This is a genomic window from Streptomyces sp. NPDC085460, from assembly GCF_044541975.1.
GTDB lineage: Bacteria > Actinomycetota > Actinomycetes > Streptomycetales > Streptomycetaceae > Streptomyces.
This window is the reverse complement of record NZ_JBITTO010000003.1, coordinates 127,052-152,160: the sequence shown is the minus strand read 5'-3', so window position 1 is coordinate 152,160 and position 25,109 is coordinate 127,052. Positions and strand designations below refer to the sequence as shown.

The 25,109-nt window shown below is 72.7% G+C and carries 22 protein-coding genes; 11 read left to right on the top strand and 11 right to left on the bottom strand.

Features of this window, described 5'->3' with window-relative positions; genetic code table 11:
* The first annotated feature begins 177 nt into the window (after positions 1-177).
* The gene (locus ACIGHB_RS08485; RefSeq protein ID WP_062754170.1) at positions 178-522 is read left to right on the top strand and encodes a WhiB family transcriptional regulator; all 345 of its coding nucleotides are present in this window, start codon (positions 178-180) and stop codon (positions 520-522) included.
* Positions 523-546: 24 nt separating this feature from the next.
* Here ACIGHB_RS08485 and ACIGHB_RS08480 read toward each other — a convergent pair whose 3' ends face one another.
* A complete protein-coding gene (locus ACIGHB_RS08480; protein ID WP_399911616.1) occupies positions 547-1,896 on the bottom strand; it encodes an ArsA-related P-loop ATPase in 1,350 nt (449 codons plus the stop codon).
* Positions 1,897-2,138: 242 nt separating this feature from the next.
* Complete coding sequence (locus tag ACIGHB_RS08475) at positions 2,139-3,104, bottom strand: ArsA-related P-loop ATPase (RefSeq protein WP_360306885.1); 966 nt, start codon at positions 3,102-3,104, stop codon at positions 2,139-2,141.
* Positions 3,105-3,229: 125 nt separating this feature from the next.
* On the opposite strand from ACIGHB_RS08475, the gene ACIGHB_RS08470 reads away from it, so the two are divergent.
* From ACIGHB_RS08470 to ACIGHB_RS08450, 5 genes are all read left to right on the top strand, one after another.
* On the top strand, positions 3,230-3,385 hold the full coding sequence (locus tag ACIGHB_RS08470; protein ID WP_158821993.1) for a DUF4177 domain-containing protein: 156 nt from the start codon (positions 3,230-3,232) through the stop codon (positions 3,383-3,385).
* A complete protein-coding gene (locus ACIGHB_RS08465) occupies positions 3,382-3,852 on the top strand; it encodes a RidA family protein (RefSeq protein WP_346170327.1) in 471 nt (156 codons plus the stop codon). Before ACIGHB_RS08470 ends, ACIGHB_RS08465 begins: the two co-directional genes overlap by 4 nt.
* A 215-nt stretch (positions 3,853-4,067) precedes the next feature.
* A complete protein-coding gene (locus ACIGHB_RS08460) occupies positions 4,068-4,931 on the top strand; it encodes an NUDIX hydrolase (protein WP_399910705.1) in 864 nt (287 codons plus the stop codon).
* A complete protein-coding gene (locus tag ACIGHB_RS08455; protein ID WP_399910703.1) occupies positions 4,928-5,761 on the top strand; it encodes an MBL fold metallo-hydrolase in 834 nt (277 codons plus the stop codon). The genes ACIGHB_RS08460 and ACIGHB_RS08455 overlap by 4 nt, the downstream gene beginning before the upstream one ends.
* 216 nt (positions 5,762-5,977) lie before the next feature.
* Positions 5,978-6,862: a prohibitin family protein gene (locus ACIGHB_RS08450; protein WP_360306852.1), complete on the top strand. Its 885-nt coding sequence runs from the start codon at positions 5,978-5,980 to the stop codon at positions 6,860-6,862.
* Between the two features lie 77 nt (positions 6,863-6,939).
* Here ACIGHB_RS08450 and ACIGHB_RS08445 read toward each other — a convergent pair whose 3' ends face one another.
* Entirely contained in the window at positions 6,940-7,614 is a 675-nt protein-coding gene (locus tag ACIGHB_RS08445) for a Crp/Fnr family transcriptional regulator (protein WP_030495802.1), read from the bottom strand.
* Positions 7,615-8,129: 515 nt separating this feature from the next.
* On the opposite strand from ACIGHB_RS08445, the gene nth reads away from it, so the two are divergent.
* The 3 genes from nth (at position 8,130) to ACIGHB_RS08430 (ending at position 11,263) form a co-directional block, all read left to right on the top strand.
* Positions 8,130-9,095, top strand: a complete 966-nt coding sequence (gene nth / locus ACIGHB_RS08440; RefSeq protein WP_399911613.1) for an endonuclease III — start codon at positions 8,130-8,132, stop codon at positions 9,093-9,095.
* Positions 9,096-9,291: 196 nt separating this feature from the next.
* The gene (locus tag ACIGHB_RS08435; protein ID WP_360306846.1) at positions 9,292-9,996 is read left to right on the top strand and encodes a CoA pyrophosphatase; all 705 of its coding nucleotides are present in this window, start codon (positions 9,292-9,294) and stop codon (positions 9,994-9,996) included.
* A 67-nt stretch (positions 9,997-10,063) separates the two neighbouring features.
* Positions 10,064-11,263: a MarP family serine protease gene (locus ACIGHB_RS08430; protein ID WP_360306843.1), complete on the top strand. Its 1,200-nt coding sequence runs from the start codon at positions 10,064-10,066 to the stop codon at positions 11,261-11,263.
* A 15-nt stretch (positions 11,264-11,278) separates the two neighbouring features.
* Here the strand turns inward: ACIGHB_RS08430 and ACIGHB_RS08425 are convergent, their stop codons facing one another.
* The 6 genes from ACIGHB_RS08425 to ACIGHB_RS08400 form a co-directional block, all read right to left on the bottom strand.
* The gene (locus ACIGHB_RS08425; protein WP_360306840.1) at positions 11,279-11,470 is read right to left on the bottom strand and encodes a hypothetical protein; all 192 of its coding nucleotides are present in this window, start codon (positions 11,468-11,470) and stop codon (positions 11,279-11,281) included.
* A 183-nt stretch (positions 11,471-11,653) separates the two neighbouring features.
* Positions 11,654-12,589: an alpha/beta fold hydrolase gene (locus tag ACIGHB_RS08420; protein WP_399910696.1), complete on the bottom strand. Its 936-nt coding sequence runs from the start codon at positions 12,587-12,589 to the stop codon at positions 11,654-11,656.
* Entirely contained in the window at positions 12,586-13,083 is a 498-nt protein-coding gene (locus tag ACIGHB_RS08415) for a phage holin family protein (protein ID WP_360306834.1), read from the bottom strand. The genes ACIGHB_RS08420 and ACIGHB_RS08415 overlap by 4 nt, the downstream gene beginning before the upstream one ends.
* 53 nt (positions 13,084-13,136) lie before the next feature.
* Entirely contained in the window at positions 13,137-14,549 is a 1,413-nt protein-coding gene (gene nhaA, locus ACIGHB_RS08410; protein ID WP_399911610.1) for a Na+/H+ antiporter NhaA, read from the bottom strand.
* A gap of 204 nt (positions 14,550-14,753) precedes the next feature.
* Positions 14,754-16,709: an acetate--CoA ligase gene (acs, locus tag ACIGHB_RS08405; protein WP_360306828.1), complete on the bottom strand. Its 1,956-nt coding sequence runs from the start codon at positions 16,707-16,709 to the stop codon at positions 14,754-14,756.
* A gap of 234 nt (positions 16,710-16,943) precedes the next feature.
* Positions 16,944-19,328 (bottom strand): SulP family inorganic anion transporter, encoded by a 2,385-nt coding sequence (locus ACIGHB_RS08400; protein WP_399910692.1) that lies wholly within the window; start codon positions 19,326-19,328, stop codon positions 16,944-16,946.
* Positions 19,329-19,617: 289 nt separating this feature from the next.
* Between ACIGHB_RS08400 and ACIGHB_RS08395 the strand changes: the two genes are divergently transcribed.
* A complete protein-coding gene (locus tag ACIGHB_RS08395; protein ID WP_399910690.1) occupies positions 19,618-20,994 on the top strand; it encodes a hypothetical protein in 1,377 nt (458 codons plus the stop codon).
* A 104-nt stretch (positions 20,995-21,098) separates the two neighbouring features.
* Here the strand turns inward: ACIGHB_RS08395 and ACIGHB_RS08390 are convergent, their stop codons facing one another.
* Positions 21,099-22,079 (bottom strand): ATP-binding protein, encoded by a 981-nt coding sequence (locus ACIGHB_RS08390; RefSeq protein WP_399910687.1) that lies wholly within the window; start codon positions 22,077-22,079, stop codon positions 21,099-21,101.
* A gap of 102 nt (positions 22,080-22,181) precedes the next feature.
* Here ACIGHB_RS08390 and ACIGHB_RS08385 point away from each other — a divergent pair, with 102 nt between their 5' ends.
* Positions 22,182-23,000, top strand: a complete 819-nt coding sequence (locus tag ACIGHB_RS08385) for an oxidoreductase (protein ID WP_360306816.1) — start codon at positions 22,182-22,184, stop codon at positions 22,998-23,000.
* Positions 23,001-23,753: 753 nt separating this feature from the next.
* Here the strand turns inward: ACIGHB_RS08385 and ACIGHB_RS08380 are convergent.
* A complete protein-coding gene (locus tag ACIGHB_RS08380) occupies positions 23,754-24,614 on the bottom strand; it encodes an HAD-IB family hydrolase (RefSeq protein ID WP_360306813.1) in 861 nt (286 codons plus the stop codon).
* Positions 24,615-25,109: the final 495 nt, after the last annotated feature.

Genomic DNA, 25,109 nt, shown 5'->3' with positions numbered 1-25,109 from the left:
CCTTCGATCACTCCCCTGGGTGATCTGACGCGTACGCATAGTCCGTTCGGACCATTCAAGATTGGGCCCGAAGGGGGTGTTGCGCTGTCCCCGCCTTCCGTAACGTCCCAACTGGCAGCGGTGAATATGCCGCTGCCGCCGTGGGGGAGCCTCGATTCGGGAGAGGACGGCGCCGGTATGGGCTGGGTAGCTGACTGGAGTGCGCAGGCGGCCTGCCGCACTACCGATCCGGATGAACTTTTCGTGCAGGGAGCGGCACAGAACAGGGCAAAGGCGGTGTGCACCGGCTGCCCGGTACGCACCGAGTGCCTCGCCGACGCCCTCGACAACCGTGTGGAGTTCGGTGTGTGGGGCGGCATGACGGAGCGCGAGCGCCGTGCCCTGCTGCGCCGGCGCCCCACCGTGACCTCGTGGCGGCGGCTCCTGGAGACCGCGCGCACCGAGTACGAGCGCGGCGCGGGCCTGCTGCCCGTGGCCATGGACGACGACGCGACGTACGAGGAGTACGCCGCGGTCGGATAGTCCCGCTCGCCCCGTGAGGTCCTGTCAGGACCGGTCGCGCGGGGACGAGAGGCGCTCACCGATGGCCCGCAGCCCGGCGAGGTCGTGCACATCGCCGGGCAGGGCGGCCACCTCGGTCACCGCCACCTCGGGGTGGAGGGACGTGAAGCGGTCCCGCGTGCGCTGCTCGCGCGCGAGCACCCGCATCCGCTCAGCATGGAGCCGGAGCAGGCCCGCGGTGAGCCGCGCGATGTCCGGATCGGCCTCGGAACCGGTCTCCGTACTGCTCTGCTCTTCGGGCGCGTCGGCCGTGGGGGCAGCCTCGGGCGCGGCGGAGGGACGTGCGGCGGCGAAACGTGCGGCGGAGGGATGCGCGGGGGAGTCGGCGGCGGTGGCGTGCGACGGCTCGGACGGCGTGGCTCGGACGCCACGCACTCCAGTCTTCCCGGCCCCCTGATCCACCATGCGGCCCTCGTCAAGATTTTCCGCGGCCGCCCGCGCCCGCTCGGCCGAGAGCCGCCCCGCCCCGCTGCCGTGCACCCGGTTGAGGACCAGACCGGCCAGCGGCATGCCCTCGGCGGCCAGCCGCTCCACGAAGTACGCCGCCTCCCGCAGCGCGTCCCGCTCGGGCGCCGCGACGACGAGGAAGGCCGTGCCCGGCGCCTGGAGCAGCCGGTACGTGGCGTCCGCCCGGGTCCGGAAGCCGCCGAACATCGTGTCCATCGCCGCCACGAAGGTCTGTACGTCCCCCAGGAACTGACCCCCCAGCAGCTTCCCCAGCGTCCCCGTCATCATCGACATGCCGACGTTGAGGAACTTCATCCCGGCCCGGCCGCCCACCTTCGCCGGGGCCATCAGCAGCTTGATGAACTTCCCGTCGAGGAAGGACCCCAGCCGCTTCGGCGCGTCCAGGAAGTCCAGCGCCGAGCGCGACGGCGGCGTGTCGACGACGATCAGGTCCCACTCGTCCCGGGCCCGCAGCTGGCCCAGCTTCTCCATCGCCATGTACTCCTGCGTACCGGCGAACCCGGCCGACAGGGACTTGTAGAAGGGGTTCTCCAGGATCGCCCGCGCCCGGGCCGGCTCCGCGTGCGCCTCGACGATCTCGTCGAAGGTCCGCTTCATGTCCAGCATCATCGCGTGCAGCTCCCCGCCGTCGGAGCCCTTGATGCCGTCCACCTTGCGCGGGGTGTTGTCCAGCGCGTCGATCCCCATCGACTGGGCCAGCCGGCGCGCCGGGTCGATGGTGAGGACCACGACCCGCCGGCCCCGCTCCGCCGCCCGCACGCCCAGAGCCGCCGCCGTGGTCGTCTTCCCGACCCCGCCCGCCCCGCAGCAGACGATGATCCGGGTGCCCCGGTCGTCGAGGATCGGATCGACGTCAAGGAAGGGCACCGCGTCGAGCCCGCCGCCCGCAGAGGGCTTCCCGTCCGGGCCGCTGCCCGCAGGGGGCTTCCCGCCCGGGCCGCTGCCCACAGGGGGCGCCGTGTCGAGGCGGCCGCCGTCCGAAGCGGGCTTCCCGTCCGGGCCGCTGCCCGAAGCACGCTTCCCGTCCGGGCTCCTGCCCGAAGCGCGCACCGGCACGGCGGGCTCGGTCGGAAGGGGCCCGCCGTCCGCCGGGCCCGGGGTCTTCACCGTCACGCCGCACCCACCCCTTGCTTCCGCAGTTCCTTCGCGAGGCGGTAGAGGCCCGCGATGTCCGCCCCGTCGCCCAGGTACGGCAGCTCGTACGCGGGCACGCCGACGTCGTCCAGGACCGCCCGCTGGGTCCGCTCCAGCTCCACCCGGTGGGCGTGCTCGGCCGCCTGGTCCAGCAGCGGCTCCACGAGCCCGACACCGCCCGTGACCCCGGCGGCCGCCAGCGTCCGCGCGATCGCCTCGCGGTGGTCGCCGGAGGCGGCCCGTACCGCCGCCTCGTCCAGGACGTGCGGGCGGACCATGTTCACCACCACCCTGCCCACCGGCAGCCCCGCCGCGCGCAGCTCGGCGACGCCGTCCGCCGTCTCCTGGACCGGCATCTCCTCCAGGAGGGTCACCAAGTGCACCGCGGTGTCGGAGGACTTGAGGACCTTCATCACCGCCTGCGCCTGGTTGTGTATCGGGCCGATCCTGGCCAGCCCGGCCACCTCGTCGTTCACGTTGAGGAAGCGGGTGATGCGGCCGGTCGGCGGCGCGTCCATCACCACGTGGTCGTAGACCGGGCGGCCGTCCTTCTCCCGCCGGCGGACCGCCTCGCACGCCTTGCCGGTGAGCAGGACGTCCCGCACCCCCGGCGCTATCGTCGTCGCGAAGTCGATCGCGCCGAGCTTCTTCAGCGCCCGGCCCGCGCCGCCCAGTTTGTAGAACATCTGGAGGTAGTCGAGGAGCGCGCGCTCGGCGTCGATCGCCAGCGCGTACACCTCGCCGCCGCCCGGAGCCACGGCGATCTTGCGCTCCTCGTAGGGAAGCGCCTCCGTCTCGAAGAGCTGTGCGATGCCCTGTCTGCCTTCGACCTCGACGAGGAGCGTGCGCTTCCCCTCCGTCGCGAGGGCGAGGGCGAGGGCGGCGGCGACCGTCGTCTTACCGGTACCGCCCTTGCCGCTGACGACCTGGAGCCTGCTCACGTTGTCGAGCCTAACCACTGGCGGGCCCGCGCAATCAGCGGACCGCCCCGGAGAAGTCCCCGAGCCCGGGCCCTAGGGGCAGAGCCTCGCCGGAGCACCCCTCCGCAGCGGCTACAGTCGGCTCCATGACCAAGTGGGAGTACGTCACGGTGCCGCTTCTGGTGCACGCGACCAAGCAGATTCTCGACAACTGGGGCCAGGACGGCTGGGAGCTCGTCCAGGTCGTGCCCGGACCCAACCCGGAGCAGCTGGTGGCCTACATGAAGCGGCCGCAGTCGTGAGCGGGGCCGTCGAGGCGCGGATCGCCGAGCTGGGCCTGAAGCTGCCCGAGGTCGTCCCGCCGCTCGCCGCCTACCAGCCGGCCGTGCAGTCCGGCGTGTACGTCTACACCTCGGGCCAGCTCCCGATGGTGGAGGGCAAGCTTCCGGTGACCGGCAAGGTCGGCGCCGAGGTGACCGCCGAGGAGGCCAAGGCGCTCGCCGCCACCTGCGCGCTGAACGCGCTCGCGGCCGTGAAGTCCGTCGCTGGTGACCTCGACCGGATCAAGCGCGTCGTGAAGGTCGTCGGCTTCGTCGCCTCCGCCGCCGACTTCACCGGCCAGCCCGGCGTCATCAACGGCGCCAGCGAGCTGCTCGGCGAGATCCTCGGCGACAAGGGCGTGCACGCCCGCAGCGCCGTCGGCGTCACCGTCCTGCCGCTCGACGCCCCCGTCGAGGTCGAGGTCCAGGTCGAGCTCACCGAAGCCTGACGGAAGCCGCCCGTACGCCTGACGGAAGCCGTCGCTACGCCTGACGGAAGCCATCCGTACGAGAGCCGGCCGCACGGAGCCGGCGCACGGGAGCCGGCGTACCAGAGCCGGCGTGCGAGAGCCGTCCGTACCGAGCCGTCCTACGAGAGCCGGCCGCCCCTGTCCCGGGGCGGCCGGCTCTCGTGCATTCGGTTCGTTGCGCATAGCATCCGCCCATGTCGAATGGTCAGTGGTACCCGCCGGAATGGCCCGACCGCATCCGCGCCCTCGCCGCCGGCGAGCTGGTGCCGGTGACGCCCCGGCGCGCCGCCACCGTGCTCCTGCTGCGCGACGCCGCCGCCGGTCCCGAGGTCCACATGCTGCGCCGCCGCACCTCCATGGCCTTCGCCGGCGGCGCGTACGCCTATCCCGGCGGCGGCGTCGACCCGAGGGACGAGCAGCCGGTGCGCTGGGCCGGGCCCGCCCTTGAGGAGTGGGCGGAGCGGCTGGGGCTCGACGACCCCGCCCAGGCCCAGGCGGTGGTCTGCGCGGCCGTCCGGGAGACCTTCGAGGAGGCGGGCGTGCTGCTCGCCGGCGAGACCCCGGACACCGTGGTCGGCGACACCACCGGCGAGGACTGGGAGCGCGACCGGGCGGCGCTCGTCGCCCGCGAGCTGTCCTTCGCGGACTTCCTCGACCGGCGCGGTCTCGCGCTCCGCTCCGACCTGCTCGGCGCGTGGGCCCGCTGGATCACCCCCGAGTTCGAGCAGCGCCGGTACGACACCTGGTTCTTCGTCGCCGTCCTCCCGGCCGGCCAGCGGACCCGCGACGTCTCCGGGGAGGCCGACCGGACCGTCTGGACCCGCCCGGCCGACGCCGCGGACGGCTACGACCGGGGCGAGCTGACGATGATGCCGCCGACCATCGCGACCCTGCGCTCCCTCCAGCCCTGCGGCACGGCCGCGGAGGCCCTGGCGGCGGCCGGGAAGCAGTCCATGACGCCGGTGCTGGCCCACGCGCGCGTGGAGGGCGATCAGGTGGTGCTGACCTGGCCGGGACACGACGAGTTCACCAAGCGGGTCGGGGGTGGCCCCGCATGACCGACGCCGCCGCCCTGCCCGGCCAGCCGCGCGGGCTCGTCACCTCGGGGCCCGCGACCGCGCGGGCCGTGAACGTGCTCGCGCCCAACCCGTCCGCGATGACCCTGGACGGCACCAACACCTGGCTGCTCTCCGAGCCGGACTCCGCGCTGGCCGTCATCGTGGACCCGGGCCCGCTCGACGAGGGCCACCTCCGGCACGTGATCGACACCGCGGAGAAGCTGGGCAAGCGGGTCGCGCTGACCCTGCTGACCCACGGGCACCCGGACCACGCCGAGGGCGCGGGCCGCTTCGCCGAGCTGACCGGCACGTCCGTCCGCGCGCTCGACCCGGCGCTCCGCCTCGGCGACGAGGGCCTGGGGGAGGGCGACGTGGTCACCGTGGGCGGTCTGGAGCTGCGGGTGGTGCCGACGCCCGGCCACACCTCCGACTCGCTCTCCTTCCACCTCCCCGCCGACCGCGCGGTGCTCACCGGCGACACGATCCTCGGGCGGGGCACCACGATGGTGGCGCACCCGGACGGGCGGCTCGGCGACTACCTGGACTCGCTGCGGCGGCTGCGCTCGCTGACCGTGGACGACGGCGTGCACACGGTGCTGCCGGGCCACGGGCCGGTCCTGGAGGACGCCCAGGGCGCCGTGGACTTCTACCTGGCCCACCGGGCGGGCCGGCTGGCCCAGGTGGAGGCGGCGGTCGAGGCCGGGCACCGGACGGCGGCGGAGGTCGTGGCGCACGTCTACGCGGACGTGCACCGCTCGCTCTGGCCGGCGGCGGAGCTCTCCGTACGGGCGCAGCTGGAGTACCTGCGGGAGCGCGGCGGCAGCGCCTGAGGGCGCGCCGCGGCCCGCGGTGTCCGGGGGGACGCGGTCGGAGCGTCCGAGGGGGCCCGCGGCCGGAGTTTTCGGGGGTGCCCGAGGGCGGGGCGGGAGCGTCCGAAGGGGCGGGGCCGGAGCCGGTTCGGTCGGCCCGGGAACCCGAGAGCTTCCGCTGATGTCCTATGACTTACGCTCCGCTTACATCAGGCCGTAGCTCTCGGGGGAATGCCCATGTTCGTCATAGCCATCCTGCTGGTCATCGCCGCGGTGGTGCTCTGGTTCGTCGGCCGGTCGCAGGACTCGACCGGCTGGAAGCTGGGCGCCGGCGGCGCTCTGGTGGCCGGCGTCTTCTCGCTGATCGTGAGCATGACGTACGTGATCAGCGCGTACGAGGTCGGCGTGCCGGTCGCCTTCGGCAAGGTCGGTACGCCGATGACCTCCGGCATGCACGTGAAGTCGCCGTTCACCGACGTCACGACCTTCTCCACCCGCCCGGTCGACCTCAACCTCTCCGACAAGGACGTGGTCGAGGTCCGCTCCTCACAGGGCGGAGTCATGTACGCCGAGGTCACGGTGAAGTGGGCCGTGGTCCCGTCGAAGGCGGTCGAGCTGTACAAGCTCGCCGGCAGCGAGGACGCCATCCAGCAGCGTCTCGTCTACCCGGACAGCCGTGAGATCGTCCGGAACGTCTTCGCCCGCTACAGCAGCGAGCAGGCGTACGCCTCCGACCGCGAGAAGATCAACGCCGAGATCGGCGCCCTGATCAAGGAGCGGCTGTCCCCGCGCGGCATCGACGTCACGACGGTCAACCTGCGCAACGTGAAGCCCTCGGACGCGCTCCAGGACCAGATCGACCGCAAGATCCAGCAGCAGCAGGCCACCGAGCGGGCCCTGGAGGCGGCCCGTACCGCGAAGGCCGAGTCCGACCGGCGCCGGATCGAGGCGGAGGGCATCGCCCGCGCCAACAAGATCCTCAACGACTCGCTGACCGACAAGGTCCTGACGAACCAGTGCATCGACGCCTTCAAGGAGGCGGCGGCGAAGAACCCGGTCTACGCGGTGCCCTGCGGCAGCGGCGGCTCCGCCCCGGTGATCGTGGACGGCTCCAAGCGCTGATCCGTCCGCACCCCACGCGGAAGGGGGCCGCCCGGTTCGACCGGGCGGCCCCCTTGTCCGTACGTACGCGCGCGTGGTTACCGCGAACGCTTCGCGAGGCGCTCCACGTCCAGCAGGATCACGGCGCGGGCCTCCAGGCGCAGCCACCCGCGCTGGGCGAAGTCGGCGAGCGCCTTGTTCACGGTCTCGCGGGAGGCGCCGACCAGCTGGGCCAGCTCCTCCTGGGTGAGGTCGTGGACGACGTGGATGCCCTCCTCCGACTGCACGCCGAAGCGGCGCGACAGGTCGAGGAGCGCGCGGGCGACCCGGCCCGGGACGTCGGAGAAGACCAGGTCGGACATCTGGTCGTTGGTCTTGCGCAGCCGGCGGGCGACGGCCCGGAGCAGCGCGCCGGCCACCTCGGGACGGGCGTTCAGCCAGGGCTGGAGGTCGCCGTGGCCCAGACCGAGCAGCTTGACCTCGGTCAGCGCCGTCGCGGTCGCGGTGCGCGGGCCCGGGTCGAAGAGGGACAGCTCGCCGATCAGCTCGCCGGGGCCGAGGACGGCCAGCATGTTCTCCCGCCCGTCGGGGGAGGTGCGGTGCAGCTTCACCTTGCCCTCGGTGACCACGTACAGGCGGTCGCCGGGGTCGCCCTCGTGGAAGAGCGCGTCGCCACGGGCGAGCGTCACCTCACTCATCGAGGCGCGCAGCTCGGCGGCCTGCTCGTCATCGAGCGCCGCGAAGAGCGGGGCGCGCCGCAGAACGTCGTCCACGAGTTCACTCCTACTGTCGACCTGCTCACGGGACCTGGCTCCCATGATGCCGGACGTGCCAAACAGTGCGATCAATCACAACAAGTTTGACGCACGGGACGCCATTGCCGAACGTCAGGGGCCCGATCGGGGGCCGATCGGCGGCGGGCGGGGCGGATGTCGGCCCCGGCCCCTAGGCTGGCCGGGTGTCCAACTCGCCGGTGAGAACGCAGGCCAAGGGGGCTGGAAGAGTGTCGGCCGAAGGTAATTCCGCCGTGGGCGAACACGGCGTGTCGAAGCGGTCGAAAGCCGCGAATCGGGAGGATTCGCGCCCGGGGGAGACTGCGCCGAGGAAGGCGGCCGCGAGGAAGGCGGCCGCGAGGAAGGCGGCCGCGAAGAAGGCGGCCGCGAAGAAGGCGGCGGCGAAGAAGGCCGCGCCGAAGAAGGCGGCCGTGCGCGGGGCCGCGCCGGAGACGGCCGCGTCGGCGCCGACGGGGAAGCCGGCCGCGAAGAAGGCCGCGCCGACGGAGAAGTCCGTGGCGCGGAAGGCCGCACCCGCGAAGAAGTCGGCGGCGAAGAAGGCGGCGGCGAAGAAGGCCGCGCCCGCGAAGAAGGCCGCGCCCGCGAAGCCCACGGCGGGCGGCGGGGCCACCAAGCCCGCCAAGCCCGCCGCGACCGTCCGCCCCGCCAAGCCCGCCAAGCCCGAGTCGCGGCTCGCCATGATCCGGCGTGCCCGGAGGATCAACCGGGAGCTCGCCGAGGTCTTCCCGTACGCCCATCCGGAGCTCGACTTCCGGAACCCCTTCGAGCTGCTGGTCGCCACCGTGCTCTCCGCGCAGACCACTGACCTGCGGGTGAACCAGACGACCCCCGCGCTCTTCGCCCAGTACCCGACCCCCGAGGACCTGGCCGCCGCCGTCCCCGAGGAGGTCGAGGAGCTGATCCGCCCGACCGGGTTCTTCCGCGCCAAGACCAAGTCGATCATGGGTCTCGCCGCGGCCCTGAGGGACGACCACGGCGGCGAGGTCCCCGGCCGCCTGGAGGACCTGGTCAAGCTGCCCGGCGTCGGCCGCAAGACCGCCTTCGTCGTCCTGGGCAACGCCTTCGGCGTCCCCGGGATCACCGTCGACACCCACTTCATGCGGCTCGCCCGCCGCTGGCGGTGGACCGAGTCCGACGACCCGGTGAAGATCGAGGCCGAGGTCGCCGAGATCTTCCCGAAGAGCGACTGGACCATGCTCTCGCACCGGGTGATCTTCCACGGCCGCCGCATCTGTCACGCCCGCAAACCCGCCTGCGGCGCCTGCCCCATCACCGCCCTCTGCCCCGCCTACGGCGAGGGCGAGACGGACCCGGAGAAGGCACGGAAGCTGCTCAAGTACGAGAAGGGCGGCTACCCGGGCCAGCGGCTCAACCCGCCCGCCGACTACCCGGGCCGCCCCGCCCCGCCCGCGCCCGGCGTGGCCCCCGGCGCCGTCCAGACCCCCTCAGGGGCCGAGTGAGCACGGCACAGGGCACCACGACCACGGCACGGACCAGCACCAGCACCAGCACGAGCACAGCAACGAGCACGGCACGGAGCCGAGCCGCCACGGCAGCGGCCTCTGGCGCGTTCGGAGGTCCCGGGGCCTCCGGCGCGTTCGGAGGTCCCGGGAACGAAGGGGCACGGCGACGGCGTTGGACGACACGGGGGTGCCCATGACGCGCACGGACGAAGAGATCCACGGCCCCGGCACCGGCGGCCTGCTGGACCGGGACGGACTGCCCGACTGGCTCGCGCCGGTCGACCGGGCCGCGCGCACCGTCGCGCCCGAGCAGCTGAGCCGGTTCCTGCCGCCCGCGAGCGGCGCCGGCCGCCAGTCCGCCGTGCTCGTGCTCTTCGGCGACGGCGAGCGCGGCCCCGAGCTGCTCCTCATGGAGCGGGCCGGCAGCCTCCGCTCCCACGCGGGCCAGCCGTCCTTCCCCGGCGGCGCCCTCGATCCCGAGGACGGCGACCCGGCCGAGGGCGGGCTGCTGCGGGCCGCCCTGCGCGAGGCCGAGGAGGAGACCGGCCTCGACCCGGCCGGCGTCCAGCTCTTCGGCGTCCTGCCCCGGCTCTACATCCCGGTCAGCGGCTTCGTCGTCACGCCCGTCCTCGGCTGGTGGCGCGAGCCCAGCCCGGTCGGGGTCGTGGACCCCGCCGAGACCGCCCGCGTCTTCACGGTGCCCGTGGCGGATCTCACGGACCCGGCCAACCGCGCCACCGCCGTCCACCCGGCCGGCCACGCCGGGCCCGCCTTCCTCGTCGCATCCGCCCTGGTCTGGGGTTTCACCGCCGGAGTGATCGACCGGATCCTGCACTTCGCCGGCTGGGAGCGCCCCTGGGACTCCTCCCGTAAGGTCCCGCTCGACTGGCGGTCATGACAGGCTGGGCCCCCGGGCGACCGGAGAAGAAGCGGCGACCGGAAACGACACTGCGAGGCTGACGACCGTGAACGTGCTGGACATCCTGCTGCTGCTCGCGGCCGTGTGGTTCGCGATCATCGGCTACCGCCAGGGCTTCGTGGTCGGCATCCTCTCGGTGACCGGTTTCCTCGGCGGCGGACTCGCCGCCATGTGGCTGCTCCCGATCCTGTGGGACCAGCTCACCGACCAGAGCGAGGTCACCACCACCGTCACCGTGATCTTCGTGATGGCGGTCATCGTCAGCGCCTCCGTCGGCCAGGCGTTCACCACCCACCTCGGGAACAAGCTCCGCCGCCACATCACCTGGTCCCCGGCCCGCGCCCTCGACGCCACCGGCGGCGCGCTGGTCAACGTCGTGGCCATGCTGCTCGTCGCCTGGCTCATCGGCTCGGCACTGGCCGGCACGTCGCTGCCCACCCTGGGCAAGGAGGTGCGCGGCTCCAAGGTGCTCCAGGGCGTCTCCCGGGTGATGCCCGATCAGGTCGGCGTCTGGTTCGCCGACTTCAGCTCCACCCTGGCCCGCAGCGGCTTCCCCCAGGTCTTCGGCCCCTTCGCCAACGAGCCGATCACCGAGGTCCTCCCCCCGGACCCGGCGCTCGCCGGCAGCCCCGTCGCGACCCTCGCCCAGCGCTCCATCGTCAAGGTCGTCGGTACGGCCCCGAGTTGCGGCAAGGTCCTGGAGGGCACCGGCTTCGTCTTCTCCGACCGCCGGGTGATGACCAACGCGCACGTGGTCGGCGGGGTCGACGAGCCCACCGTGCAGATCGGCGGCGAGGGACGCCTGTACGACGCCAAGGTCGTGCTCTACGACTGGCGCCGCGACATCGCGGTCCTCGACGTGCCCGACCTCGACGTCACCCCGCTGCGCTTCACCGAGCGGGAGGCCCGCAGCGGCGACGACGCCATCGTCGCCGGCTTCCCCGAGAACGGCTCGTACGACGTCCGCTCGGCCCGCGTCCGCGGCCGGATCAGCGCCGACGGCCCCGACATCTACCACCGGGGACAGGTGCGCAGGGAGGTCTACTCGCTGTACACGACGGTCCGTCAGGGCAATTCCGGCGGTCCGCTGCTCACCGAGGACGGCACGGTCTCGGGCGTGATCTTCGCCCGCTCCCGCGACGACGCCGACACCGGTTACGCGCTGACGGTCGAGGAGATCCGCGAGGACATCGAACGCGGCCGCACCGCCAACCAGCAGGTGGACACCGAGGGCTGCGCCCTCTGACGCCGGGGGGCGCCCCTAGGGGGTGTCGCGGGGGTGGCGGAGCCGGGCGGAGACCCAGCGGGCCCGCCGCCTGAGGATGCGTGAGATCCCGACCTGCCCGCCGGGAGCGCGTGCCTGATCCGGCGGGCCTCCCCGCTCGCGGGAGCCCGGCCCGGAGGCGGAGCGGCGGTCGCGTGCCGTGTCACCGTAGTCGTGAGTCCAGCCCATACCCGGACGTCTGCCCGGGGGTCGGGCTCGGTAACCGTTCCGGGGCCCGCCAATCGGAGTATGCGCGAGGCACATGGCCGTTCGACGCAAACCCGTGCGGGCGGGACCCGAATGGCGGCCCCGGGGGCCCGTACGGCGGCCCGGGGTGGCCCGCACGGCGGCCCGGGGTGGCCCGTACGGGCCTCAGCGGTCGGGCTCGGGGTCCTTCAGCCAGTTCACGAGCTCCGTCGTGAAGGCGACCGGGTCCTCCTCGTGCGGGAAGTGCCCGAGGCCGTCGAAGAGCCGCCAGCGGTACGGGGCCTCCACGTACTCGCCCGATCCCGCCGCGCTGCGGGTGCGCATCACCGGGTCCAGCGAACCGTGCAGGTGCAGCGTCGGCACCCGCACCGGCCGCTTCATCCGCCGGTTGAACTGGATGCCGTCGGGGCGGGCCAGCGAGCGGACCAGCCAGCGGTACGGCTCGATCGAGCAGTGCGCGGTCGAGGGGACGAGCATCGCCCGCCGGTACGCCTCGACCGCCTCCTCGTCCGCCGCGCGCGGGCCCGACCACTCCTGGATCAGACGGCCCACCAGCTCGGCGTCGTCGGCGACCAGCTGACGCTCCGGCAGCCACGGCCGCTGGAAGCCCCAGATGTGCGAGCCGGCCCGCGACTGGGCGAAGTCGGAGAGCATCGCCGAGCGCCAGCGGCGGGGGTGCGGCATCGAGGAGACCACGAGCCGGCGGACCAGCTTGGGCCGCATCACCGCGGCCGTCCAGGCCAGATAGCCGCCCAGGTCGTGGCCGACGAGGGCGGCGTCCGGCTCGCCGAGCGAGCGGACCACGCCGGTGATGTCGAGGGCCAGGTTGGCGGGGTCGTAACCCCGGGGGGTGCGGTCGCTGCCGCCGACCCCGCGCAGGTCCATCGCGACCGCCCGGAAGCCGGCCTCGGCGAGCGCCGGCAGCTGGTGGCGCCAGGTCCACCAGAACTGCGGGAAGCCGTGCAGCAGCAGCACCAGGGGGCCGTCGCCCATCTCGGCGATGTGGAAACGGGCGCCGTTGGCCGCGACGTCACGGTGGGTCCACGGACCGTCGAGGCGTACGGGCCCGCCGCCGGGGGTGCTGCTCTCGGGGAGGGTCATACGGACGAGCGTGCCACAGTCTTGGCCTTGGCCAGCGTCACCTCGGCGGCCGGAACACCCTCCGGACGGGGGTGCGGCTTCACGTTCTGCATGATCGCGGCGGTCTGCTTGGCGGAGGCGATGGACTTCTCCGGCGGCTTGACCTTCTTGAACTTCGACACGGCGATCGCGCCCAGCAGACCCGCGACGATCACGTTGAAGGCGAAGGACAGCAGGAAGCACCAGACGAGGTTCCAGCCGCCGTTGCCGTTGTGCCCGCCGGTCCAGGTGTTGATGGCGTAGGCGAGCGCGAAGCTCAGCATCGGCAGCGAGAACAGCAGCACCACGGCGGCGGCGATGGCCGCGCCGCTGCCGATCGCGCCGCGCTTCACGTCCTGCCGGAGCTCGGCCTTGGCCAGCGCGATCTCGTCGTGCACCAGTGCGGACATCTCGGCGGTCGCCGAGGCGACCAGCTGGCCGAGGCTGCGCTCGGTTCCGTCGAACGGGTCGCTCATCGCTCTCCCTCTCCTCTTGTCCGGTCCGAGTCTCTTTGCCGGTCCGACTCAGATCATGCCGGACGGTCGGCCCCGTCGCGCGATGCCCCCGCCAGTCGGGCGCGCTCCCGGTGCTCCGCGGCCTTCCGCTCCAGGATCTCCGCCATCCGGAGGTGGTACGCCTCGGTGCCCTCCTCGTACACGTCCGGGATGCCGTCCTGGTCCTCGTCGCGCTCCTCCTCGGCGACCAGGAGCTGGTACTTCCGGACGCGCAGCTTGAGCAGGAGGGTGGCGCACGCGGCGGCGATGAGCGAGCCCATGAGGACGGCGGCCTTCACCTCGTCGGTGAGGGCCGCGTCGCCCTCGAAGGCGAGTTCGCCGATGAGGAGGGAGACGGTGAAACCGATGCCGGCGAGGGAGGCGACGGCGAAGACGTCCGGCCACGCCAGTTCGGGGTTGAGCTCCGCCCTGGTGAAGCGGGCGGCGAGCCAGGTGCCGCCGAAGATGCCGAGCGCCTTGCCGACGACCAGGCCGAGGACGACGCCGAGGGTGACGGGCTGGGTGAAGACGTCGCGCAGCGCCTCGCTGGACAGCACAACTCCGGCCGAGAAGAGCGCGAAGAGCGGGACGGCGAAGCCGGCGGAGAGCGGGCGGACCAGGTGCTCGATGTGCTCGCCGGGGGAGTGGTCCTCGCCCTCGCGGGTGGTGCAGCGGAGCATCAAGCCCATGGCGACGCCGGCGATGGTGGCGTGGATGCCGCTGTTGTACATCAGGCCCCAGACGACCAGGGCGAGCGGCACGTACACGTACCAGCCGCGGACCTCCTTGCGGAGCAGGAACCAGAAGAGGGCGAGTCCGGCGAAGGCGCCGCCGAGGGCGGCGAAGTTCAGGTCGCTGGTGAAGAAGACCGCGATGATCAGGATCGCGAAGAGGTCGTCGACGACGGCGAGGGTGAGGAGGAAGGCGCGGAGGGCCGAGGGGAGCGAGGTCCCGATGACGGCGAGGACGGCGAGCGCGAAGGCGATGTCGGTGGCGGTGGGCACGGCCCAGCCGTCCATGGAGCCGCCGCCGACGGCGTTGACCAGGACGTAGACCAGGGCCGGGACGGCCATGCCGCAGATCGCCGCGATGACGGGGAGGGCGGCCGCCTTGGGATCGCGCAGGTCGCCGGCGACCAGTTCGCGCTTGAGCTCGATGCCGGCGACGAAGAAGAAGATCGCCAGCAGGCCGTCGGCGGCCCAGTGGGCTATCGAGAGGTCGAGGCCGAGCGCGGCGGGGCCCAGGTGGAAGTCGGAGACGGCCTCGTAGCTGTCATGGAAGGTGTTGGCCCAGACGAGCGCGGCGACGGCCGCGACGAGCAGGAGGACACCGCCGACCGTCTCGGTGCGCAGGGCGTCGGTGAGGTAGCGGCGCTCCGGAAGGGAGAGCCGGCCGAGGAACTTGCGGTCGGTGGACACGGGGAGCCTCCGGTCGGGTGGGCAGCACAGAGCACATGCCGACCAGACTTCCCGGCGCACCTAGGTCTTTCTGTCGCGTTCCTGACGCGTTCTTTACTTTACCTAACGAGCCCGAGGTGTGTCCGGCGAGGATCACTTTAGGGAGATACGAGGCTTTCGTCGCGTCGGAACCAGCACGCGGAAAGGCCCGCCCCGAAGCCTCGGGACGGGCCTTTCCGGCGCGGTCGGGCGCTGTCAGTCCTCGCTGGACGCGGCGGGCAGCTGCGTCTGGATGAGCGACATCACGGACGAATCGGTCAGGGTGGTGACGTCACCCAGCTCCCGGTTCTCCGCCACGTCGCGCAGCAGCCGGCGCATGATCTTGCCGGAGCGGGTCTTCGGCAGCTCGGCCACCGGGAGGATCCGCTTCGGCTTGGCGATCGGGCCGAGGGTGGCGCCCACGTGGTTGCGCAGCTCGGCGACGAGGGTGTCGTCCTCGCTGGCGGTGCCGCGCAGGATGACGAAGGCGACGATCGCCTGTCCGGTGGTCTCGTCGGCGGCGCCGACGACGGCAGCCTCGGCCACGGCGGGGTGCGAGACGAGCGCCGACTCGACCTCCGTGGTCGAGATGTTGTGGCCGGAGACGAGCATGACGTCGTCGACGCGGCCGAGCAGCCAGATGTCGCCGTCGTCGTCCTTCTTGGCGCCGTCGCCGGCGAAGTACTTGCCCTCGAAGCGGGACCAGTAGGTGTCGATGAAGCGCTGGTCGTCGCCCCAGATGGTGCGGAGCATCGACGGCCACGGCTCGGTGAGCACCAGGTAGCCGCCGCCGCCGTTCGGCACCTCGCGGGCCTCGTCGTCGACGACGGTGGCGGAGATGCCGGGCAGCGGGCGCTGCGCGGAGCCCGGCTTGGTCTCGGTCACGCCGGGGAGCGGGCTGATCATCATGGCGCCGGTCTCGGTCTGCCACCAGGTGTCCACGATGGGACACCGGTCGCCGCCGATGTGCTTCCGGTACCAGATCCACGCCTCGGGGTTGATCGGCTCGCCGACCGAGCCCAGCACGCGGAGGCTGGACAGGTCGAACTTGGCGGGGATGTCGTCGCCCCACTTCATGAACGTGCGGATCGCGGTCGGCGCCGTGTAGAGGATGGTGACGCCGTACTTCTGCACGATCTCCCAGAACCGGCCCTGGTGCGGGGTGTCCGGGGTGCCCTCGTACATGACCTGCGTGGCGCCGTTGGCCAGCGGGCCGTAGACGATGTACGAGTGGCCGGTGACCCAGCCGATGTCGGCGGTGCACCAGTAGACGTCGGTCTCCGGCTTCAGGTCGAAGACGGCGTGGTGGGTGTACGCGGCCTGGGTGAGGTAGCCGCCGGAGGTGTGCAGGATGCCCTTCGGCTTCCCGGTGGTGCCCGAGGTGTAGAGGATGAAGAGCGGGTGCTCCGCCGGGAACGCCTCCGGGGTGTGCTCGGCGGACTGGCGCTCGACGAGCTCGTGCCACCAGACGTCGCGGCCCTCGGTGAAGGCGGTGTCCTGGCCGGTGCGGCGGACCACCAGGACGTGCTCGACCGTCGGGCACTTGGCGACGGCCTCGTCGATGGCCGGCTTGAGGGCGGACGGCTTGCCGCGGCGGTAGCCGCCGTCGGCGGTCACGACCAGCTTGGCGTCCGCGTCCTGGATGCGGGAGGCCACCGCGTCGGCGGAGAAGCCGCCGAAGACGACCGAGTGGGCGGCGCCGACGCGGGCGCAGGCCAGCATCGTGATCGCGGCCTCGGGGATCATCGGCAGGTAGACCGCGACCCGGTCGCCCTTGCGGACGCCCAGCTCGGTCAGGGCGTTGGCGGCCTTGGAGACCTCGTCCTTGAGCTCGGCGTAGGTGATCGCGCGGCTGTCGCCCGGCTCGCCCTCGAAGTGGATCGCGACCCGGTCGCCGTGGCCGGCCTCGACGTGCCGGTCGACGCAGTTGTACGCCACGTTGAGCTCGCCGTCGGCGAACCACTTGGCGAACGGCGGGTTCGACCAGTCGAGGGTCTCGGTGGGCTGGGTGGCCCAGCTCAGCCGCTCGGCCTGCTCGGCCCAGAAGCCCAGCCTGTCCGCCTCGGCCTGCTCGTACGCCTCCGCCGTCACGTTGGCGTGCGCGGCCAGCTCGGCGGGCGGCGCGAAGCGGCGCTCTTCCCGGAGCAGATTGGCCAGGCTTTCGTTGCTCACGACATCTCCCTTTCCCAGGGCGTCCTCTGTGCGTATGTGTCCCGCGTCATAGCTCATCAGCCCAATGCCCCGGGTGACAAGAGTCTCCGGGGAATTGGTTTAGACCTGTGAGTGTCTTGACGGACGGTGGCCCCTTCGTCCCGAGCGGAGGGAGAAGGGGCCACACAGTCTCACGGACGCGCACCGCGAAAGGTTCAGGACGCGCGGGGCGGGGTGGGCGCGGGGCGGCCGCGGTCAGGAGGCCCGGGCCGCCAGGACCGCCGGCGGGACGCTGTCGAAGACGTCGTCGTACCCGCGCACCTCGTCCCCGGAGAGCAGGTACGCCTGCGCCTCGCCCACGTGGAAGTACATCCCGTGCAGGGTGAGACTGCCGTCCGCGAGCCGCCGGGCCACCGGCTCGTACGCCCGCAGGTGCTCCAGCTGCTGCACCACGTTGGTGAGGCAGAGCTGCTCCACCGCGTCCGCCGGCAGCCGCCCGGAGATCCGCGCCCACGCGTGGCGACGGCTCGCCATCCGCTCCAGGCTCGGCCGGCCGTGCCGCAGCCAGCGGCGCAGCGGGGTCGCCGGCTCGTCCGGCCCCGCGCCGAGCAGGGCCTGCATGGCGCCGCAGCCGGAGTGCCCGCAGACGGTGATCGACTGCACCCGCAGCACCTCCACCGCGTACTCGATCGCCGCCGCCACCGAGTCGTCGCCGCTCTCCTCGCCGGGCAGCGGGACGAGGTTGCCGACATTGCGCACGGTGAAGAGGTCGCCGGGACCGCTGGAGGTGATCATGCTGGTGACCAGCCGGGAGTCGGCGCAGGTGAGGAAGAGCTGCGAGGGGGTCTGGCCCTCCCGGGCCAGCCGGGCCAGCTCGTCCCGGACCAGCGGCGCCGTGTTCCGCTGGAACTTGCCGATGCCGTGCGCCAGCTGATGGCCCGTCGGCCGGGATCGCTCCTCCTCGACGGCGGGCTCGGGCGGCGGCGCGGGCCGCTCGGCGCACTGGTGGTTGTGCCAGGGGGTCCAGGGGCGGCAGCAGGCGTGGGGGGACGGCGCCGGGTCCGCGGGGGGAGCCGCCTCGGAGGTCCGGGCGCCGGGGGAGGGGGTGATACGGCCTCCGGCCGGGCCCCTCGTCTCGACCGTGCCGCCGTGCGCCAGATGACCGGCCGTCCAGTCGCTCAGCGTCTCGTACGCGGCGTGGTCCATGAACGAGCCGTCCAGCTCCACGGTCACCGCCGAGCCCGCCGGGATCTGGTGCAGCGCCCGGGTCAGCCGCGGCACGGCGAGAAAGGTCAACTGGCCGCGTACGCGTACCAGGCGGCGTCCCTCGTGGTCCTCCAGGGTGATCCGGGTCCGGGCCAGCCGGTGCATCGCGACGGCGACCGCGACGGCGATGCCGAGGGCGACGCCCTCCAGGACGCCGACCAGGACGACGCCGGTCAGCGTGACCGCGTACACCACGACCTCGCGGTGGCGGGTGACCGTACGGATGTGGGTGATGCTCACCATCTGGATGCCGACGACCATGACGAGCGCGGCCAGCGCGGCCAGCGGGATCAGGTCGATGGCGGGCACCAGCAGCAGCGCGGCCAGCACGATCCACAGCCCGTGCAGCATGGTCGAGGCGCGGCTGACCGCGCCCGCCGAGACGTTGGCGACGCTGCGGACGGCGACCCCGGCGACCGGGAGGCCGCCGAGCGCCCCGGACACCATGTTGGCCGCGCCCTGTCCGGCGAGCTCGCGGTCGAGCGCGGTGCGCGGGATGCCCCGGCCCCGGTCCGGGCGGGCGGCGACGAGCTTGTCGACGGCGACGGCGGACAGCAGCGACTGCACGCTGGTGACCAGGGTGATCGTGAGCACGCCGGCGGCGATGCCGAGCACCGGCCCGTCGGGCAGCCCGGGCAGCGCGTGGCTGCTCCAGGACGGGAGGTCGACGCGGGGCACGGTGAGCCCGGCGGCCACCGCGAGCAGGGTCGCGCCGCCGACACCGACCAGCGCGGCGGGCGCCTTGCGCGCCCAGGCGCCGGCGCGGCCCGGCAGCCGGGGCCAGCAGAGCAGCACGGCGACGGTCAGCCCGCTGATGGCCAGCGAGGCGGGCCCGGCGTCCGCCAACTGGGCGGGAAGACCGAGGACGTTGGCCACGGCGGAGCTCTGCGGGGTGCCGCCGAGGACGATGTGGAGCTGGGCCAGGGCGATGGTGACGCCGATGCCGGCCACCATGCCATGCACGATGGCGGGCGAGACCATGAGCGCCGAGCGGGCCACCCGCAGGGCGGACAGGGCGAGTTGGGCGAGTCCGGCGAGGACCGTGATGGCGCAGGTGGTGCGCCAGCCGTACCGCTGGATCAGCTCGGCGGTGACGACGGTGAGGCCGGCGGCGGGCCCGCTCACCTGGAGCGGGGAGCCGCCGAGCCGGCCGGCGACCAGACCGCCCACGGCGGCGGCGACCAGTCCGGCCTGGAGCGGGGCTCCGGTGGCGAGGGCGATGCCGAGCGAGAGCGGCAGCGCGATCAGGAAGACGGCGATCGACGCGGAGACGTCCGCGCCGGCGGGGCGGAAGCGCCGGCCGCCGCCGGGTGGGCTGTGGGGCCGCTGGACGCGGGGGCGGTTGGTGGTGCGGGCGGGGGTGCAGAGGGTCATCCGGTCTCCTCCGGGGCCGAACGGGTACCTCAACTCTGGGTAAATGAATCGTAACGAAGAGTAAAGTCTCCGGCATTATTTTCAGGGCAAACGGGGCAACGGTTCACTGATTCCGGTGATTGGAGGATGAAAGACCGCTTGTCGTTTCATCTCCCCGACGGGTGCGGTGCGACGTTGACGCCGCTCGTGGTCGTAGCTCGCGGGCCGTGGCCCGTGGCTCTTGGCCCGTGGCCGGTGGTACCGGCGCGTCGTCGGTACCGGTCCGTCGTCGGAGGAGAGAGGTGGGCGGATGTCAGCCGCAGCGCGAGGAAGTACGTTCCGGAGGAAGGCGCTGGCCGCCGGCGCCCTGGCCGTCGCCCTGATCGGCGGTCTCGCCGGCTGCTCGGAGCCGGCCGGCCCTGCCAAGGGCGCTCCCGGAGCCGGGACCGGGGCAGGGGCCGAGGCCGGTGCCGGTGCCGGGAAGAAGGGTCCCGCCGCCGCGCCGGAGAACCAGGTCCGGCTCATCGGCGACGGCTCCACCGCCTACACCGGCGCCCAGCCCCATCAGCCGCAGTGGAAGCGGCTCAAGCCGGGCGAGGCCCCGCCGCAGTTCGTGGTCTTCTCCTGGGACGGCGCCGGCGAGGACAGCCAGAAGCTCTTCTCCCACTTCCGGACCGTCGGCAAGAAGTACGACGCCACCATGACGTACTTCCTCAGCGGCGTGTACCTCCTGCCGGAGGAGAAGCGGGAGATGTACGACCCGCCGCAGCACAACGCGGGCCGCTCCGACATCGGCTTCAACGACACCGAGGGCATCCGAGCCACCGTGCGCGAGCTGCGCGGCGCGTGGCTGGAGGGCAACGAGATCGGCACCCACTTCAACGGCCACTTCTGCGGCGCCGAGGGCGGCGTCGGCACCTGGTCCGTGGAGGAGTGGAAGAGCGAGATCCGGCAGGCGAAGTCCTTCGTCAAGAACTGGAAGACCAACTCGGGGCTGCGCGCCGAACAGCCGCTCCCCTTCGACTACGACAAGGAGCTCGTCGGCGCCCGCACGCCCTGCCTGGAGGGGCGCGAGAACTTCGTGAAGGCCGCCGCCGAGCTGGGCTTCCGCTATGACACCAGCGGTGTCAACGACCAGATCTGGCCGGAGAAGGACGGGGGCATCTGGGACCTGTCCATGCACCTCGTCCCGGTCCCGGGCCGCGCCTTCCAGACCCTGTCCATGGACTACAACTTCATGGTCAACCAGTCACCGGGGACGACCCAGGGCGACCCCGGCATGCACCGGTACTGGGGCGACCAGATGCGCGACGGCCTCGTCCAGGCGTTCCAGCGCTCCTACCAGGGCAACCGGGCGCCGGTCGTCATCGGCAACCACTTCGAGTCCTGGAACGGCGGCACCTACATGCGCGCCATCGAGGAGACCATCGCCACGGTCTGCGTCCAGAAGGACGTCGAGTGCGTCTCCTTCCGCCAGCTCGCGGACTGGCTCGACGCCCAGGACCCGTCCGTCATCGCCAAGATGCGCACCCTGAAGGTGGGCGAGGCCCCGCCCGGCGGCTGGTCCGCCTTCCTCGCCCCCCAGCCCCTGCCGCAGGCACCCCAGGCACCCCAGGCACCGCCGGCGTCTCAGGCTCCTCAGGCGCCGCAGGCACCGCAGGAGAAGAAGCCGGTCGCCGGGGCGTGACGGTTCGGCGGGCTGCCGACGCGGCGCCGACGGAGGGCTGCTGACGCGGCGCCGACGGGGCGGCTGCTGACGCATCGCCGTGGCGGGTCGCCGTCGTACCGCCGTCAGCGGGCGGCGGCGGTGGGTTCGCCGAGGACGAAGCCGGGGTCGACCTGCGCCGCCAGGTCGGCCCCCGTCTTGGCGTTGCCCCAGCTCTCCGCGTTGCGGAGGTGGAAGTGGACCATCTGGCTGGTGTAGCGGCTCCAGTCGCGGCGCGCGTACGCGTCGTCCGCCGCCTCCCGCAGGGCGCCCAGCGCGCGCTGGTTCTCCGGCTCCAGCCGGTCGAAGCGCGGCGGCCGGCCCTTCTCCATGGCGCGCACCCAGTCCGAGTGGCCGACCGTGACGAGCAGGTCCTCGCCGACCTCCTGGCGCAGGAAGTCAAGGTCGTCCGGGCCCTGCACCTTGTTGCCGACGACCTTCAGGGCGACGCCGAAGTCCCGCGCGTACTCCTTGTACTGGCGGTACACCGACACGCCCTTGCGGGTCGGCTCGGCGACCAGGAAGGTCATGTCGAAGCGGGTGAACATGCCGGACGCGAACGAGTCCGAGCCCGCCGTCATGTCGACGACCACGTACTCGCCCGCCCCGTCCACCAGGTGGTTCAGGCAGAGCTCCACCGCGCCGACCTTCGAGTGGTAGCAGGCCACGCCGAGGTCCGCCTCGGTGAACGGCCCGGTCGCCATGAGCCGCACCTCGCCGGGGTCCAGCCGTACCGGCCGGGCGCACGCTTCGTACACCGGGTTCTCCTCGCGGACCCGCAGCAGCCGCGAACCCTCCCCGGGAGGCGTCGTCTTGATCATCGTCTCGGCGGAGACGATCCGCGGGTTGCTGCCGCGCAGGTACTCCTTGATGAGCGGCAGATGCGCCCCCATCGCGGGCAGCGCGGCCGCCTCCTCCTCGGAGAGACCGAGCGCGGCCCCCAGGTGCTGGTTGATGTCCGCGTCGACGGCGACGACGGGCGATTCGGTGGCGGCGAGGTGGCGGACGAAGAGCGAGGACAGCGTCGTCTTGCCGCTGCCGCCCTTCCCGACGAAAGCGATCTTCATGTTCACCTAGCGTAGCGGTATGACTGCGTCGAGTGGTCAAGCTCTATGAAGAAGACCACTCCTTCGTGGGGCGGGCCCCCGAGGCGCGTAGCCTCCCTACCTATGAGTACGCACGCCTCTGACCCCTTGGCCGCCCTCGGCACCCTGCCGGGCGTCGCCGACGCGGTGGACTCCGTACGCAAGGCCGTCGACCGGGTCTACGGCCACCGTGTGATGCGCCGCCGCAGCAACGAGATCGCCCACGAGGCTGCGCTGCGCGGCGCCCGCGGCTCGGCCGCGCTCGCCGGGGCCGACTGGGCCCTTGAGGAGGTCCGCCGCCGGACCGACTTCAGCGCCGACCCCGAGGCCCGCACCGTCGGCGCCGCCCTCCGGCTGAGCGCCGAGGCGGGCGAACTGCTCTCCATCTGGCGCCAGTCGCCGCTCCGCGTACTGGCCCGTCTGCACCTGGTCGCCGCGGGCGAGCACGAGGACTCGACGGGCCGCCCCCGCCAGGCCGGCGAGGCCGTCGTCGAACCGCTGATCGAGGCCCCCCTGCCGAGCCCCGACGAGGTCGCCGCCCGGCTGGACGGACTCGCCGGGCTCGTCGTCGCCGGCAGCGAGGCCCCGGCACTCGTCGTGTCCGCCGTGGTCCACGGCGAACTGCTCGCCCTGCGCCCCTTCACCTCGCACAACGGCCTGGTCGCCCGGACCGCCGAGCGGATCGTCCTGGAGGGCAGCGGCCTCGACCCCAAGGGCATCTGCCCCGCCGAGGTCGGCCACGCCGAACAGGGCCGGGCCGCCTACGCGGCGGCCTTCGAGGGGTACCTGACCGGCACCCCGGAGGGCGTCGGCGGGTGGATCGCGCACTGCGGGCGCGCGGTGGAACTCGGCGTCCGCGAGTCGACGGCGGTCTGCGAGGCGCTCCAGCGCGGCGCCGCCTGAGAAAACCCCCGGACATGGGTTGCGGCGGTACCAGAAATCAGTACCGCCGCTGGCACGTCCACCCAGTTACCAAGCGTCCTCGATATGTGCCCATCAGGCGGGGTTGCTTTGCCCTTCGCCTGGTGCGGCTGGCCCGTAATCGACGGGTCGACGTCGCGTGGGTGCCAGGTTTTTGTGCGTCAGGTCCGTGGGGCCTTGATGCTCAACAGGTGATCCTCTCGGATGTCCCAGGTCTCGCGGGCCTGATTCCTTTCTACTCCTGTCCGCCGATAAGCGAAAGTGGTGGATCCGCTTCTTTGCGCTCTTTCCGGACGCCCGGGAAGCCCACAGGCGCCACAGGGCGGCGAGGCCGGGCGAGCTGGGCCTCACCGGGGGCCGGGGGCCGGGTCCGACCGGGTCGGGTGGGGCGGGCCCGGCGGGGGCTGGTCCGGCCACGTGGAGCGCGCGGGGACGGGAGGCCGGGCGGGATGGGTCGGCCATGGGCCGGGGGGCCGGGGCCGGGTCTGTCCGGGCGGCCCGGTGGGGCGGGTCTGTCCGGACGGGTCCGGGTCCGGGTCTGTCCGGGCGGCCCGGCGGGGCGGGTCTGTCCGGGCGGGTCCGTCCAGGTGGGGCTGGCGGGCGGTCCGGCCACGTGGAGCCCGGGGAGGCGCGGCCGGGTGGGGTGGGTCCGACCGCGTGCCGCCCGGCGTGGCGCGAGGCCGGGTCGGGCGGGGCGGGGCGGGCGGGTCCGGCCGTGTGGAGCGCGGGGAGCGGTCAGTGTCCCGCGAGGGCCGTCGCCGTCGTCGTGGCGGTCCGGTGCCGCCGGCGGGTGGCGTACCAGACGAGCCCGGCGGTGGCCGCCGCCGCGCCCACGGCCGCCGCGGCCATCAGCGCGGGACGGGGCGGCATCCGGAACTCCAGCCGCTGCTTGAGCCGCACCGGCCGGTTGAACACCAGCACCGGCCACTCCCGGGCGACCGCCTCGCGGCGCAGCGTCCGGTCCGGGTTGACCGCGTACGGGTGTCCGACGGCCTCCAGCATGGGCAGGTCGGTCGCCGAGTCGCTGTAGGCGTAGCAGCGGGAGAGGTCGTACCCCTCCGACTTCGCCAGCTCGCGGACCGCCTCGGCCTTCGTCGGGCCGTAGGCGTAGTACTCCACCTCGCCGGTGAAGCACCCGTCCTCGCCGACCACCATCCGGGTGGCGACGACCCGGTCCGCCCCGAGCATCTCCCCGATCGGCTCGACCACCTCGGCACCGGAGGTGGACACGATCACGACGTCGCGGCCGGCGGCGTGGTGCTCCTCGATCAGCGAGGCGGCCTCGTCGTAGATGATCGGGTCGATCAGGTCGTGCAGGGTCTCGGCGACGAGTTCCCTGACCTGGGCCACGTTCCAGCCTTTGCAGAGCGCGGAAAGGTATTCGCGCATCCGCTCCATCTGGTCGTGATCGGCCCCGCCGACCAGGAACACGAACTGGATGTAGGCCGTCCGCAGGGCGGCGCGGCGGCTGATCAGTCCGCCCCGGTAGAAGGACTTGCTGAAGGTCAGCGTCGATGACTTCGCAATGACCGTCTTGTCCAGGTCGAAGAAGGCCGCTGCGCGCGGCAAGGAGTGGTTTTCCACAACGCTGAGCATAGGTGCCCGCCATTCGGCGTACGCTGGGGCGCGTGGGTTTGCCTGAGAAGGCTCTCGGGTACACCATGGAAGTCACGGATCGTTCGCGACCGTGCTAACCCGGACCGGCTCCTCCCCCCCCCCGAGTCGGCCGGAGAGACGACCCCCGCTCTCCCCCCCGGCGGGGGTCGTCGCATGTCCGGACCCGTTTTCACTCGCTGAGCCATCGCTCGCTCCCCTCTCTCGTGTCGCCGTGTGGCCGGCCGCCCCCGGCCTGGCGATCCCTCGATTCGTCACTCAGAGTAACCGGCAGGGTGCGTTCCGGGGCATCCCCCGGCCGGGTGATCGAGTTATTCACAGGCGGTGGATTGTCCACAGTTTTTCGGTGGGCTCCGCACGATTTCCCCGGCGGCCTCACCGTGATTCCCGTCGCGAAGTTCGCGGCCGGCAGGAATCACGAGAGGGGTGGGCGCGATGCAGGAGCCGACGGCTTCCCGCACGGGCGGAGCGGAACGC